Origin of the sequence: Methylovorus menthalis, from assembly GCF_020523625.1 — a bacterium.
Lineage (GTDB): Bacteria > Pseudomonadota > Gammaproteobacteria > Burkholderiales > Methylophilaceae > Methylovorus > Methylovorus menthalis.
This window is the reverse complement of the sequence record NZ_JAJAQH010000006.1, coordinates 1,450,879-1,465,378: the sequence shown is the minus strand read 5'-3', so window position 1 is coordinate 1,465,378 and position 14,500 is coordinate 1,450,879. Positions and strand designations below refer to the sequence as shown.

Here is a 14,500-nt window from a genome sequence, read left to right as displayed (position 1 = left end):
TCAGTAGGTTTTCCTTAGCAGTGTTTGCATAGTCAGGCGGTAGGTGTCTTTCAGTGGCTCGATATCGGCCACGCCTACGCATTCATTCAGTTTGTGGATGGTGGCATTCAGCGGGCCGAATTCAACGACCTGGCTGGCAATGTCAGCAATGAAGCGACCATCGGAGGTGCCGCCAGTGGTCGAGAGTTCCGGCGTGACGCCAAAGGCAGTCTCAATGGCGGCGCTGATGGCTTCGACCAAAGTGCCCTTGGGCGTGAGGAAAGGCTTGCCGGAAAGCTCCCATTGCAGGTCATATTCCAGTTCGTGCTTGTCCAGAATGGCATGCACGCGCTCGCGCAATCCTTCAGCCGTGCTGGCCGTCGAAAAGCGGAAGTTGAACAGAATGGTGACTTCCCCCGGCACCACGTTGGTGGCGCCAGTGCCACCGTTCATATTGGATATCTGCCAGGAGGTCGGCGGGAAGTACTCATTGCCGCTATCCCACACCGTGTCGGCCAACTCCTTGATCGCCGGGGCAACCAGGTGGATGGGGTTTTTTACCAGATGTGGATAAGCGATGTGGCCTTGCACGCCCTTGACGATCAGCTTGCCGGAGAGCGAACCGCGGCGGCCATTCTTGATCATGTCGCCGACGACCTTGCTGGAGGTGGGTTCGCCGACGATGCAGTAATCAATCAGCTCGCCACGGGCTTTCAGGGCCTCAACGACCTTGACCGTGCCATGGGTGGCAATGCCTTCTTCATCCGAGGTGATCAGGAGGCCAATCGAGCCTTGATGATCCGGATGCTGGGCGACAAACTCCTCAATGGAGGTGATGAAGGCCGCCAGCGAGGTTTTCATGTCTGCCGCACCGCGCCCATACAGCATGCCATCCTTGATGGTGGGCTCGAAGGGCGGGGTATGCCATTGGTCGACCGGGCCGGTGGGCACCACATCGGTATGGCCTGCGAATACCAACAGCGGGCTTGCGGTGCCGCGCCGGGCAAAGAAATTGTCGACATCGCCAAAGCGCATGCGCTCAATCTTGAAACCCAGAGGTTCCAGGCGTGAAATCAGCAGCTCCTGGCAGCCCAGGTCTTCTGGTGTGACCGAGCGCCGGGCAATCAGGTCCTGGGCCAGGGCAAGGGTGTTACTCATGGTTCAGCAGCTTTCCATAGGTGGATTCATCGAAACCCAGTGCCAGCAGTTTGCCGTCGGCGACCAAGACGGGGCGTTTGATGACGGAGGTTTTATCCTGCATGAGGCGTATGGCAGAGGTGTTATCAGTGATAGCGGATTTTTCTGCTTCAGGCAGATTGCGCCAGGTCATGCCACTGCGGTTCACCAGTTTTTCCCAGGTGGTTTTCTGTAACCATTGTTCCAGCGTGGCGGCGTCTATTCCCAGCTTCTTGAAGTCGTGGAATTCATAAGCTACCTGGTGATCGTCCAGCCAGCTGCGTGCTTTTTTCACCGTGCTGCAATTGGGTATGCCGTAGAGTTTCATCTGTCTGCCTGCGTAAATCATCGAATCCCGATTTTAACAGCCCAAGCCAGGCTTTAGGCATGCATTGTCAACGCGGGATGTGATGAAAGGATGATGCCCTTATGCCAAGAATAGAAAAGGCTAACCGGGCTTGCGCCTTGGTTAGCCTGCATCGGAAACCCCGTCATGTGGCCGGGGAATCAGCTACGCTCAGATGCCACGCAGCAATTCGTTAATACCTACCTTGCCCAGCGTTTTGGCATCGACCTTCTTGACGATCACGGCGCAGTACAGGCTGTAGCTGCCGTCTTTGGAGGGCAGGTTGCCGGATACCACGACGGAGCCCGCAGGTACGCGGCCATAGGTGATGCTGCCGGTTTCGCGGTCATAAATCTTGGTGCTCTGGCCGATGTAAACGCCCATAGAGATCACGCAGTTGTCTTCCACTACCACGCCTTCCACGACTTCCGAGCGGGCACCGATAAAGCAATTGTCACCGATGATGGTAGGGCCTGCTTGCACGGGCTCCAGCACGCCGCCAATACCCACGCCGCCGGACAAGTGAACGTTCTTGCCGATTTGCGCACATGAACCCACGGTCGCCCAGGTGTCGACCATGGTGCCTTCGCCGACATAAGCGCCGATGTTGACATAAGACGGCATCAGCACAGCGTTTTTGGCGATATAGGAGCCACGACGCACGATGGCGTTAGGCACGACGCGGAAGCCACCGGCCTTGAAATCAGCTTCGGTGTAATTGGCAAACTTGGGAGGCACTTTGTCGAAGTATTTGGTCACGCCATCATCCAGCAGGACGTTGTCTTCCAGACGGAAAGACAGCAGCACGGCTTTCTTGATCCACTGGTGGGTCGTCCATTCCTGGGTATCGCCCACGCGTTCGGCAACACGCAGCTTGCCGGCGTCCAGATCAGCCAGCACGCTGAAGACAGCATCCTTGACTTCGGCCGTGGCGGTGGCAGGGGTAATGTCGGCGCGACGCTCAAATGCGTCTTCGATGATGGCTTGCAATTGACTCATGAATGTTCCCGGATAAATGCGTAAAAGCCGCTATTTTAACTCAAAGAGGCAGGCTTATCTGCCTAAAATGCACTTTTGGATGGCTGTGCGCCGGATGGGGCTGCCAGAAAAGCAGCCCCGCAAGGGAGGTTATTTTTTGTTACTGATGGCCTGCTCATAAAGCGGCATAACCGTCGGGATAAGCGACTTGATGTCGGCAATCCGGCTTTCGTCGGATGGGTGGGTGCTGAGGATTTCAGGCGGCTTGGAGCCACCTTGCTTGCCCATCTTTTCCCACAGCGTGACGGCGGCATTGGGGTTGTAGCCTGCGCGGGCAGCCAGCTCCAGGCCCATTTCATCGGCTTCGTGTTCGGCCGTGCGACTGTTGGGCAAGGTGAGGGCAACCGCGGCTACCGCGCCGCCCAATGCCAGCGTCTTGGTGGCATTGTTTGCGCTCTTGGTGGAAAGGCCAATCAAGGCAGCCGCACCCAGCAAGCCATATTGCTGTACCTTGGCACGCGACATCTGCTCCCGTACATGCTCGCGCAGTGCGTGTGAGATTTCATGGCCCATGACGGCCGCCAGCTCGTCATCGGTCGGCTTGATCTGGTCTAGCAGGCCGGTATACACCATGATCTTGCCGCCTGCCATGCAATAGGCATTGATCTCCTTGCTGTCCTGCACGTTGATTTCCCATTTCCACTTCAGGGCATCCGGCCGGAATACGCCGACCTGCGCAATCAGGCGCTCGGCTATGGCGCGCACCCGCTGTGTTTCCTTGCTATCGGTATTCAGCACTTTTTTCGATTCGGCTTCTTTGAGGGTCTGCTGGTAGGCGAGCGCCGATTGCTGTTCGGCTTCCTGTTCCGAGACCAGGCCTACATATTGTTTGCGGTCAACGCCCACGGCACCTGATTTGGTCGTGCTGGTGGTGGCACATCCGCTAAGCTGGGTCGTGGCGATGAGAAACGCCAGAATCAGGGTCTTCCTCATTATTGTCTCCTGCTGAATATCAATGACTCTAAATTAATGTGTGCCATTGCAATGGCATCGTTTTGTTATCCATTACAAGGTGACCTGTGCCCCTAACTCAACGACACGGTTAGGCGGCAGCTTGAAATGGTTGGTCACGCTATCGGCGTTACGGAACATGGTGATAAACAGTTTTTCGCGCCAGAACGCCATCTCAGAGTGGCGAGCGGGGAACAAGGTTTCCTTGCCGATAAAGAAGGATGTGTCCATGGTTTCTAGCTCCAGACCTTGTTCAGCACATAGCTCCAGGTCGCGTGGCAGATCGGACTCGTCCTTGAAGCCGTAGCGCACGCTGACGCGGTAAAAGTCATGTGGCAAGGCTTCGACGATGATGCGTTCGCGACGCGAGATAAAGGGTTCATCCTCGATTTTTACGGTCAGCAACACCACCTTTTCGTGCAGTACCTTGTTGTGCTTGAGGTTATGCAGCAGAGAATGGGGCACACCGTAAGGATTTGGCGTCATGTAAATGGCATTGCCCTGAACGCGGGTGGGGGGGAAGCTGCCAATCGCATCCACAAAGGGTGCCAGCTCCATGGCTTCGCTTTTCAGGCGGCGGAACAAAAGGTCACGCCCGGTTTTCCAGGTGGTCATCAGCGTGAAAATCACGATGCCGATCAACAGTGGGAACCAGCCGCCATCGGGGATTTTAAGCACATTGGCGCCGAAGAAGGCGAGGTCGACCGTCAGGAATACCGAGATCAGCGCCCCCGTGCGCAACCAGCTCCAGCCCCATATGCCATGGAAAACCACACCCGCGAGCAAGGTCGTGATCACCATGTCGCCAGTAACGGCAATGCCGTAGGCGGCAGCAAGATCACCTGAGGAGCCAAACCCAAGCACCAGCGCCATCACGGCCAGCATCAGGCCCCAATTGACGCGGGGAATATAAATCTGGCCTTGTTGCTTATCTGAGGTATGCATGACCGGCATGCGGGGCAGATAGCCGAGTTGCAAGGCCTGGCGCGAAACAGAAAATGCGCCGGAAATAACGGCCTGTGCGGCAATCACGGTTGCTACCGTTGCCAATATGATCAGGGGGAACAGCAGCCATTCCGGCGCCATCAGGTAAAACGGGTTTTTAACGGCGGCATTGTCATGCAGGATAAGCGCGCCTTGGCCGAAGTAATTAAGCACTAGTGCGGGTAGTACAAAACCAAACCACGCGAGTCGTATGGGTTTTTTGCCAAAATGCCCCATGTCGGCATACAGCGCTTCAGTGCCGGTAACGGCAAGCACGACCGAGCCCAGCGCCACAAAAGCCACCCAGGGGGCTGCAGCAAAAAAACGTACGGCATAAATCGGGCTCAAGGCCTGCAGCACAAGCGGCTCGTGCATGATGTTGACTGCACCCAGCACCGCCAGCGTGCCGAACCACAGCACCATGATGGGCCCAAAAAAAGCACCAACTAGCGCGGTGCCTTTGCTCTGTACCCAGAAGAGAATGAAGATGACGACCATGGTGATCGGGATGATGGCGCCATGCATATGTGGAGCTGCTACTTCCAGACCTTCCACGGCGGAAAGCACAGAAATAGCGGGGGTAATCATGCCATCCGCGTAAAACATGCAGGCCCCCAGGATACCTATCAGCATGATCATGCGCTCTTTGCGCACATTGCCTGCCACGTTGCGACTGGCCAATGCCAGCAGGGCCATGATGCCACCTTCGCCCCGATTGTCGGCCTTCATGATGAAGGCTACGTACTTTACCGACACGATCATGATCAGTGACCACAGGATCAATGACAGGATGCCGAAAATATTGTCATGCGTCAGCGGAACCGGGTGGGGGCTGACAGCAAACACTTCCTTCATGGTGTAAAGCGGGCTGGTACCGATGTCCCCATATACAACGCCAAGTGCAGCCAGTGCCAATGCAGGGAGCGGGGTCTTGCCGGTTTTTGCGGATTCCATTCAGACAGGCTTCGGATGATAGTTTGCAAATTTTAACAGGGTTCAAAAAATGCCTGTCCAGCTTTTTAAGTTTATTTTTGTTGAGCGAGCGGTGGATGACCAATGTTTCACGCGAAAAATACAGGCAAATAACGATGTTTTTGTTTTTATAAACAGATGCTTAGTTATTTTTAATCAAACGGACTATTGCTGGACATAGTCCGCTTTTCTACTATTCGTTCCACAAGCTTGCTCTGATGCCATTGCAGAGCTCGGGGGCTTTAGGTTTTTTGTAATTATTTTTAATGGCTTACATAAAAAAACACGGGGAAATTCGATCATGAATAAAATTAAAATCGGTTTGCTGATCGGTCTGGCTGTATTCAGCCTGAACGCATCTGCTACCAGCTTCAGCTATGGTAAGGGCGATAAGCACGACCGCGACGGCAAGTACAGCACTTCGCACGATGGTTGCGCTGTTTGTGATCCTGACAACAGCATTTTTGGTTCTGATTTCAAGGATGGCAAAACCACGCAAACCTTCAAGGACTTCATTCCTGAGACCGATGCGACATTCACAGCGGTTGGCGGCAAGTTTGAGAAGAAAACCCAAGATGGTTACACCGGTGTAGGTATCTCTGGCAAGACAGCTGGTGAAATCGATATCGGCGAGCGTATCGATGTATCGTTCACCAAGAACATCATCATCACCAACATTACTCTGGGTCTGCTGTTTGATGGTCCTGAGTACGGCGATGTGAATGAAACCGCCAAGATCACCGCCACCTTCATGGACGGTACTAAAGCTGATTACTTCCTGACCGCCACCGGCCTTAAAACCGCAACTTGGTCTGGCGTCAATGGCACCGTCAGCAACATCAGCGAAGCCAGCTACGGCGAAGGCGCACTGTGGGCGATTGCCAATCCATTCGGCAACAAGCAAGTGAGCGGCCTGTCTTTCACTGCAGTGACGGGTCTGTGTGGTAGCGGCAAATGCAACAACCAGTCTGACTACGTTCTGCATTGCATCTCGGCAGTACCAGAGCCAGAAACCTACGCCATGATGATGGCAGGTATTGCAGCAGTAGGCTTCAGTGCTCGTCGCAAGGCCAAGAAAACACAAGCTTAATCACTTGCGTTGATCTTAAAAAAGCCCGGTGTATACCGGGCTTTTTTATGTCTCTCATCTTCCCTTGGATACTGACATCCCCGCATTCATCAGCCGCCTTCCATATCCTCCCTGGGTTTTACCAAGCGCAACGGCATTTCCGATACTACTTTTACCCGCTTTTCCAAATATAAATGCTTGTCGTGCGCGCCATAAGTAAAAACACTGCTGCCGCATGAACTTCAATGGGGCACGGGGACTGCTGCTGGCGGTGGCAGAGACGGTATCCAGTCGGAGCAAAGTGGGGCGTAATGGCAGCCTGGGGGTGAGACAAAGCCGATAAAAGAAGCCGTCAGCAATAATACCAGCGAGGGCCGCATGCAGCTTCTCGCCGCAGCCAACACCGGTCTTAGCGCCAAAAATGCCTTTGATGCCGTTAGTGCAGTCAGGGCCAGGCCATCAACGGTATCGCCAACCAGATTGCCACTGGCAAAGACCCTCGCAGGCAACAATGTCAGCCTCAAAGCCGATGATCAACTCACCTTCCAAGGCGCGCAGAACAGCCACCTTCGGCGGCACCGAGATTAATAGCGACTACATCAGCGCCAACGAGCAAGTGGGCATCTATGCACGCGGCCAAGGCTTCTGTTGCATATTTGAATACACTATTTATATGGTGGCATGAAGCAGGATAAATTGATTGTGGAAAAGATTTTATGTTTTTAAAATAATGACTTGCCCTTTGGGGTCGTTATGTAACTGATTGATTCTTTTTAGAATGAATTGCTAATTAAGAAAGTTGTTAGCATTTATTCACACTTGGAGTTAATCAATGAAGAAAGTTATTATTGCCTTGTTGGCGATTGGTATCAGCCCTTATGCATTTGCTGATAAATTTAATGGTGCTTCTGTTTCTGTTAATGGTGAGTTCAGCTCAACCACAGCGAAAGTGAAGTCTGATGGAGATACCATTGAAGGAGTAGGTCGCCAGAGTGCAAATCTGGATATCGCTGCTGATTATGCATTCGCCTTGAATGATAAGTTTGTACTGTTGGCAGGTGGTCGTTATGCACTTTTTGATAATGAAATTGCAAAGTACAAATCGGATGATGAGTCTGCAAAAGTAAAGTCTAAAAACCATTACTCCTTGTTTGTTGCACCTGGCTATAAAATCAACCAAGACACACTGGCTTACGTAAAGGCTTCTTTTGAAAGTGCAAAAGGCACGCTCTCTGGTACCGATGATGATCAATCACGCCGTTACAATGGATTTGCATTCGGGGTTGGTTTGCGTAGCTATATTACTGATCAAATTTTCGTAAATGTGGAAGCCAGCAGAACGTTTTACAACAAGGAATCGTTCAGTGGCACAAGCACCGATACGGGCACTACTACTGCTTCGTTTGGCGCGGGTTACAGCTTCTAATCAATAACATTTTACGGGTTGTGCTAGCCAAAGGCTGAGACTGATGACTACATCACTCAGCCTTTAATACATGTACATTTAAAAATGATGCATCTTGAACATGGTGTCCTGTAGCGTGCGCTGCCCTGGGTGAGCAAAAAAGCCCACACCTTCAATTTTTTTCTTAATTTGAATTTTCTCCGGACATGATGTCGGTGATGCTGGCAGAGGCTTGTCCATCGGCGAGCTGCAACCTTATCCCATCTCCTGATTGAAGATGCTGGACAGATTTCAGCAGACTGCCATCTTCCGCATAGGCCAGCGTATAGCCCCGACTGAGAATGGCCTGCGGGTTGAGGTGCATCAGATTCTGCTGCAGGCTTTGCAATTGCTGGGCTTGTCGACCTAGCTTCTGACGCATGGCTTGTTGCAGGCGCCATTGCCATTGCTGCAGCTGATGGCCGCGGTGGGCAATTTGCTGGCTGGGCGAAAGCAGGCGGCGGGTGAGGTAGTCCATATGCTGCATGCGTTGGCTGAGTAGCTGTTGCATGGCGCGACTCAGGCGTCGGCTGAGTTGCGCTTGCGCTTGCAGCAGGGCCTGGCGATCTGCGCTGACCAGTTCAGCGGCGGCTGTCGGGGTCGCGGCGCGAACATCGGCGGCAAAGTCAGCAATGGTGAAGTCGGTTTCGTGGCCGACGCCGCTGATCACGGGCATGCTGCAGCCGTGGATGGCGCGGGCCACGATTTCTTCATTGAACTGCCACAGATCTTCCATGCTTCCACCACCGCGGCAGACGATCAGTACATCAACTTCCGCCCGTGCGCTGGCGGTTTCGATGGCGGCTGCAATCTGTGTGGCAGCGCCTTTGCCTTGCACGGGGGTGGGATAAATGATGACTTCCAGCGAGGGCATGCGGCGGCGCAGGGTACTAAGCACATCGCGCAGGGCCGCGGCATCAGGCGAGGTTACGATGCCTATGCGTTGCGGATGCGCAGGAATCGGACGTTTCAGGGCCGCATCAAACAGCCCTTCGGCTTGCAGCTTGGTCTTGAGTTTTTCGAAGGCCTCAAACAGCGTGCCCAGGCCTGCACGTTGCAAAAATTCAATAGTAAGCTGAAAGTCGCCGCGTGCTTCATACAGGGTGACCAGCGCGCGCGCTTCTACCTTGTCGCCTTCACGCGGCTGCCAGTCCAGATAGCTGTTGCGGCCGCGAAACATCACGCAGCGCACCTGCGCGCCTGCATCCTTGAGTGAAAAATACCAATGACCGGAGGCGGCACGGGTGAGGTTGGAGATTTCGCCCGAGACCCAGAACAAGGGAAATGCACGTTCCAATGTGTCGCGAGCCAAACGATTCAGCTCGGTCACGGTCAATATGCGGGGCGCTGATTCAGCCATTTCGGTGCTTACCTGTAATCCGTTACAATGGCTCGATTATAAAGTGTTGAGGATTGCTTCATGACAATAAAATGCCTGCAGGGCAGAACCGGTTATGTGCTGGGCTTTATTGCCAGCTTTGGTCTGGTGGCCTTTGCCTTGTATATTCAGCAAAAACACAATTTGGAGCCTTGTCCGCTCTGCATCTCGCAGCGCATTGTGTATATGGTGCTGGGCGTGCTGTTTTTGCTGGCGGCCTTGCATAACCCCAAGGCGGCAGGTCGCAAAGTGTATGGATTGCTGCACGTGGCGGCAGCGGTGACCGGCGTGGTGATTGCCGCGCGGCATATGTGGATACAGGCTAACCCGGACAAGGTGATGGCCGAGTGTGGCGCGGGCTTTGACTACCTGTTTGAGAGCTTCCCCATGAAAAAGGCCATGGAGCTGGTGTTCAAGGGCACGGGTGAGTGCTCGGCGATAGACTGGACGCTGTTTGGCCTCACCATTCCGCAGCTGTCGCTGATCGCATTCTCGGCGCTGGGCCTGTACGCGGTGTATCTCGCATTCCTGAAAAAGAACTGAATTCAATTTTTATGTATAAAACCCTGGAAGATTTTGTCGGCAATACGCCGCTGGTTCAACTCAAGCGTTTGCCTGGCAATACCAGCAATACCATACTGGTGAAGCTCGAAGGCAACAACCCTGCCGGGTCGGTAAAAGACCGGCCAGCCCTCTCCATGATCAAGCGGGCCGAGGCGCGTGGTGATATCAAGCCCGGCGATACGCTGATCGAGGCGACTTCTGGCAACACGGGCATTGCACTGGCCATGGCAGCGGCGATGCGCGGCTACAAAATGGTGCTGGTCATGCCAGAAAACCAGAGTCTGGAACGGCGTCAGACCATGAAGGCGTTTGGCGCCGAGCTGGTATTAACGCCGCGGGATGGCAGCATGGAGCTGGCGCGCGATGTGGCGATGAAGCTGCAGGCCGAAGGCGAGGGCATTGTGCTGGACCAGTTTGCCAATATGGATAATCCGCTCGCCCATTACGAAGGTACCGGCCCTGAAATCTGGCGCGATACTGGTGGCAAGGTCACCCATTTTGTCTCCAGCATGGGGACGACGGGCACCATTATGGGCACTTCGCGTTACCTGAAAGAGCAAAACCCGGCCGTGCAGATTATTGGCGTGCAGCCAGAAGAAGGCGCGCAGATTCCTGGCATACGCAAGTGGCCAGAAGCCTATCTGCCCAGCATTTACGATGCTGGCCGCGTCGATGAACTGGTGTATGTGAGCCAGGCTGATGCGGAAAAAACCACGCGCAAGCTCGCCAGCATCGAGGGCATTTTTGCCGGCATCTCCTCCGGCGGTGCCTTGCACGCAGCCTTACAGCTGTCAAAAAAGGTGGAAAACGCCGTGATCGTGTCCATCCTGTGCGATCGGGGTGATCGCTATCTCTCCACCGGGGTATTCCCGGGTTAAGTCAGGCCACGAGTGATCACGCGACGCGATGTGCCTGACTTGCGTATCACGGTTGGCTACTGGCGAGCCTCAAGACGCCTGACTCAGCTCATCTTTTTTATTGGTATGACCTGGTTTATTGGCATGGTCTGGTCGCCGAGTCTGGCCATGGCCGCCAGTACCTTGACGATTGAAGCCGACTCGGTAGAGGCGGAAGGCTGGCAGGCCAAAGCTGTCAAAGTGGTGCTGGCACCAGCGCAACGCCCTGCGCTTGCACTCAACAGCCAGATCAAGGTCGCCAAGGCTCCCGCATGGGGCAGCCTGCATGCCGAGTGTGGACAGGTCAAGCTGCCTGCCGGGCGCGGTAAATGGTCATGCCAGCAGGGTCTTGTCACCGCCGATCGTATTCGACTCCCGTTTAATTTCACTCTGGATACCGCCCCCGTTGCCGGGCAGCCCTCCTTGCGTCTGGATCTTCATGTGCAGGATGCCCAATTCAGCGATGCGGCGGGTTTGCATGCGGCTGAAAAGCTCCATGCGCGTGCGGAAGTGCAGGCACGACAACAAGGCGGGCGTTGGCTGTGGAATGCTGGACTGGCATGGTCAGGCGGCGAATTGTTCTGGCAGCCGCTCTATCTGCAAGGTCAGGGGCAAGCGCTGAAAGCAGCCGGTACATGGGATGCGCAGGCCTTGCAGCTGGATCGGGCTGAGCTGCTGTTGCCCGGCGTGGCGACAGTGCATGCGAGCGGCAAGTGGTCAGTGCCTGAGCGCCAATGGCAAAGCCTGCATGTCAATGTTCCCGAGTTTGATCTCGCCAAGGCTTATCCAGCGTTGCTGAAACCCATGGTGGAACAGAGCGCCCTTGGGCATGTCGAGATGGCAGGCAATATCGCGCTAAAGGCAGACTGGCAGGCGGGGCAACTGCAGGCATTCAAGCTGCGCTTGCGCGATGTGGATATGGAGGACGAGCAGCATCGCTTTGCCTTTTACAAGCTGAATGCGGATATCCCTTGGGATTACGAGCAGCCACAGCCGGTACAGCTGGATTTTGCCGGGGGGCATCTGCTCAAGGTGCCGCTGGCGGCGAGCCATTTGCAGGCTGAGGTTAATCGCTATGCGCTGACGGCGCCTGAGTTGCGATTGAATATACTCGATGGTGCGCTGGTGTTATCGGATGTCTCTGCTGCCATGTTGGGCGGGCAATGGTATTGGCATCTGCGTGCCAACCTCACGCCTCTGGATATGCCCGCGCTGAGCACAGCACTGGGCTGGCCGCGCATGGCAGGCAAGGTGGCAGCCTCTATTCCCATGGTGACTTACAACGCAGGCACGCTGACCACGGACGGGGTGCTCGGCTTCAATCTGTTTGATGGCAGCATCAGCGTGAACAATCTGGGCATGCAAACGCCGCTGGGCAGCAGTCCGCGCCTGCATGCCGATATCGAAATGCGCAATCTGGACTTGGGACATCTCACCCGCACCTTTTCCTTTGGCGCCATTGAAGGCAAGCTGGATGGCGATATCCAGCACCTGGAGCTGCAGAACTGGCAACCCGTGGCATTCGATGCCGTACTCAAGAGCAGCCCCGGGAGGTATCCGCGCAAGATTTCACAACGCGCCGTGGAAAATATCTCGGCCTTGGGCGGTGCGGGGGCAGCAGCGGCTATACAGCGCAGTGTGCTGCGGTTTTTTGATCAATTCAATTATGAAAAACTGGGCTTGAGCTGCCGCCTGCACGCCGATGTTTGCACCATGGATGGCGTGGCGGAGGCGCCGCAAGGCTATGTCATCGTCAAAGGCAGTGGCATCCCGGCCATTACGGTCATGGGGTACAATCGCCAGGTCGGCTGGAGCGAGCTCGTGAGCCGCATCCGGCGCGTCACCGAGAGCAATGTCAAACCGGTGATCCAATAGGAGAAATCAACACATGAAACATTTTTACTGGGCATTGCCCGCCGCATTGCTGCTACCGGCCTGCGTTACCATCAATATTTATTTCCCGGCTGCCGCGGCTGAAAAAGCCGCCGATCGCATCATTGATGATGTCTGGCAATTGCAGGATAAAAAAGCGGCGCCTGCTGCCCCGGCTGGCGAAACCCCTGCGGTTCAACCCGCGCCATAAAGGATTCCATATGAAAAATATCATTATTGTCTTCAGCCTCATGATGAGCATGTTGCTCTCGTTGAGCGCAGCACATGCCGCGGCGGATATTGAAATCAATACGCCAGCCATCAGCGCCATCAAGGGCAGCATGCAGTCGCGCCATGCCCAGCTGGCGCCATTTTACAGCAGTGGTGCGGTCGGATTTTCGCGCGATGGTCTGGTGGCGGTGCGTGATGCCGCAGCAGTACCGCTGGCGCAGCGTCAGGCCCTGAATAACCTAGTAGCGGCCGAAAACAAGGACCGCAACGCGCTCTACGCCGAGATTGCCAATGGCAACCAGCATCCCGAATGGGAGCCGGAAATCCGCGCAACCTTCGCCAAGCGCTGGGCCGATAAGGCGCAGGGCGGCTGGTGGGTGCAGGATGGCAGTGGCTGGGTCAAGAAGTAAGCTCGCGGATCGCTGACCTGATTGCCCCACCTGGCACACGCTTTATATAACCCAGCGCGCCTGACCGTGCTTTATCACCAGATATTCACCGAGTGACACCATGACCCCGACCCTTGTGTTTGATATTGAAACCATCCCCGATGTAGACGGCCTGCGCCGTTTGTATGATCTGCCGCCAGAAACCTCCGCCGAAGATGTAGCGCGCATTGCCTTTCATCAGCGCCGCCAGCAAAACGGCAGCGAGTTTTTGCCATTGCAACAGCATCGTGTGGTGGCGATTTCATGCGCCATGCGCGAAGGGGATAGCTTTCGTGTGTGGACCCTGGGTTCTGTGGACGCGCCCGAGCGCGAAATCATCCAGCGGTTTTTTGACGGCATTGAGAAATACAAACCGAATGTGGTGTCCTGGAATGGCGGCGGTTTTGACTTGCCGGTATTGCACTATCGCGGCTTGATGCATGGCGTGCAGGCGAGCTGCTATTGGGATATGGGCGAGGATGATCGCGACTTCAAGTGGAACAATTACATCAGCCGCTACCATACGCGGCATCTGGATTTGATGGATTTGATGGCACTTTATCAGGCCCGCGCCAATGCCCCGCTGGATCAAATCGCCCAGCTATGCGGTTTTCCCGGCAAGCTGGGCATGGATGGCTCCAAAGTGTGGGATGCGTATTGCCGTGGCGAGATTGAGGCCATACGCAATTATTGCGAGACCGATGTCGCCAATACCTATCTGGTTTATCTGCGCTTTCAGCTCATGCGCGGCCATCTTAATCCTGAGTCTTATGCCAGCGAGATCGCGCTGGTACGTCAAACTCTTGAGGCTAGCGAAGGCCCGCACTGGAAAGAGTTTCTGGCGGCGTGGGCACAGGAGTAACGTTGTTCCGCGGGATGCCGTATGTTTGAAAGGTGCAATGCGGATATTGATCAGCTATTCAGATCAGCGGGCTAATGGGTGATTAATGCCACTTGGAGGCCCCCAGGCAAACCCGCTGACATGCCACTTAGTTATTGCCGTCTGCTTGTTGCTGGGTGGCCGTATAACGAGGCATCTCCAGATTCTGAATATTCATTTCCCCCGACGCGATTCCGCTCACCACTGGGCCGAAAAGTAAAAAAGCGAGAAGTAGATGAACAAACTTTTCCATGATGAATTCTCCCGGTTCAACAAGTTAAATAAAGTAAAA

The 14,500-nt window shown here is 54.8% G+C and carries 16 protein-coding genes; 9 read left to right on the top strand and 7 right to left on the bottom strand.

Annotated features, from left to right (window positions below):
* The 5 genes from dapE to LG204_RS12735 all read right to left on the bottom strand — a co-directional run bounded on the left by dapE (position 1) and on the right by LG204_RS12735 (position 5,428).
* Positions 1–1,137 (bottom strand): succinyl-diaminopimelate desuccinylase, encoded by a 1,137-nt coding sequence (gene dapE / locus LG204_RS12755; protein ID WP_230337632.1) that lies wholly within the window; start codon positions 1,135–1,137, stop codon positions 1–3.
* Positions 1,130–1,483 (bottom strand): ArsC family reductase, encoded by a 354-nt coding sequence (locus LG204_RS12750; protein WP_230337631.1) that lies wholly within the window; start codon positions 1,481–1,483, stop codon positions 1,130–1,132. The genes dapE and LG204_RS12750 overlap by 8 nt, the downstream gene beginning before the upstream one ends.
* 189 nt (positions 1,484–1,672) lie before the next feature.
* Positions 1,673–2,500, bottom strand: coding sequence for a 2,3,4,5-tetrahydropyridine-2,6-dicarboxylate N-succinyltransferase (dapD, locus tag LG204_RS12745; protein WP_230337630.1), 828 nt, complete (start codon positions 2,498–2,500; stop codon positions 1,673–1,675).
* A gap of 129 nt (positions 2,501–2,629) precedes the next feature.
* Entirely contained in the window at positions 2,630–3,472 is an 843-nt protein-coding gene (locus tag LG204_RS12740; RefSeq protein WP_230337629.1) for a M48 family metallopeptidase, read from the bottom strand.
* 72 nt (positions 3,473–3,544) lie between these two features.
* Positions 3,545–5,428 carry a potassium transporter Kup gene (locus LG204_RS12735; protein ID WP_230337628.1) on the bottom strand — a complete coding sequence of 628 codons (1,884 nt, stop codon included), beginning with the start codon at positions 5,426–5,428 and terminating at the stop codon, positions 3,545–3,547.
* Between the two features lie 319 nt (positions 5,429–5,747).
* Between LG204_RS12735 and LG204_RS12730 the strand changes: the two genes are divergently transcribed.
* From LG204_RS12730 to LG204_RS12720, 3 genes are all read left to right on the top strand, one after another.
* A complete protein-coding gene (locus LG204_RS12730) occupies positions 5,748–6,536 on the top strand; it encodes a PEP-CTERM sorting domain-containing protein (protein ID WP_230337627.1) in 789 nt (262 codons plus the stop codon).
* Positions 6,537–7,026: 490 nt separating this feature from the next.
* Positions 7,027–7,200 (top strand): hypothetical protein, encoded by a 174-nt coding sequence (locus tag LG204_RS12725; RefSeq protein ID WP_230337626.1) that lies wholly within the window; start codon positions 7,027–7,029, stop codon positions 7,198–7,200.
* Positions 7,201–7,347: 147 nt separating this feature from the next.
* Entirely contained in the window at positions 7,348–7,941 is a 594-nt protein-coding gene (locus LG204_RS12720; RefSeq protein ID WP_230337625.1) for an outer membrane protein, read from the top strand.
* A gap of 163 nt (positions 7,942–8,104) precedes the next feature.
* On the opposite strand, the gene xseA is transcribed toward LG204_RS12720, so the two are convergent.
* Positions 8,105–9,319, bottom strand: a complete 1,215-nt coding sequence (gene xseA, locus LG204_RS12715; RefSeq protein WP_230337624.1) for an exodeoxyribonuclease VII large subunit — start codon at positions 9,317–9,319, stop codon at positions 8,105–8,107.
* 60 nt (positions 9,320–9,379) lie between these two features.
* Between xseA and LG204_RS12710 the strand changes: the two genes are divergently transcribed.
* The 6 genes from LG204_RS12710 to LG204_RS12685 all read left to right on the top strand — a co-directional run bounded on the left by LG204_RS12710 (position 9,380) and on the right by LG204_RS12685 (position 14,190).
* Positions 9,380–9,880 (top strand): disulfide bond formation protein B, encoded by a 501-nt coding sequence (locus LG204_RS12710; protein WP_230337623.1) that lies wholly within the window; start codon positions 9,380–9,382, stop codon positions 9,878–9,880.
* 11 nt (positions 9,881–9,891) lie between these two features.
* Positions 9,892–10,779, top strand: coding sequence for a cysteine synthase CysM (gene cysM / locus LG204_RS12705; protein WP_230337622.1), 888 nt, complete (start codon positions 9,892–9,894; stop codon positions 10,777–10,779).
* Between the two features lie 12 nt (positions 10,780–10,791).
* On the top strand, positions 10,792–12,672 hold the full coding sequence (locus LG204_RS12700) for a hypothetical protein (RefSeq protein ID WP_230337621.1): 1,881 nt from the start codon (positions 10,792–10,794) through the stop codon (positions 12,670–12,672).
* Between the two features lie 13 nt (positions 12,673–12,685).
* The gene (locus LG204_RS12695) at positions 12,686–12,880 is read left to right on the top strand and encodes a hypothetical protein (protein ID WP_230337620.1); all 195 of its coding nucleotides are present in this window, start codon (positions 12,686–12,688) and stop codon (positions 12,878–12,880) included.
* A 10-nt stretch (positions 12,881–12,890) separates the two neighbouring features.
* The gene (locus tag LG204_RS12690) at positions 12,891–13,310 is read left to right on the top strand and encodes a YdbL family protein (protein ID WP_230337619.1); all 420 of its coding nucleotides are present in this window, start codon (positions 12,891–12,893) and stop codon (positions 13,308–13,310) included.
* A 100-nt stretch (positions 13,311–13,410) separates the two neighbouring features.
* Entirely contained in the window at positions 13,411–14,190 is a 780-nt protein-coding gene (locus LG204_RS12685; protein WP_230337618.1) for a 3'-5' exonuclease, read from the top strand.
* Between the two features lie 127 nt (positions 14,191–14,317).
* Here the strand turns inward: LG204_RS12685 and LG204_RS12680 are convergent, their stop codons facing one another.
* On the bottom strand, positions 14,318–14,461 hold the full coding sequence (locus LG204_RS12680; RefSeq protein ID WP_230337617.1) for a hypothetical protein: 144 nt from the start codon (positions 14,459–14,461) through the stop codon (positions 14,318–14,320).
* Positions 14,462–14,500: the final 39 nt, after the last annotated feature.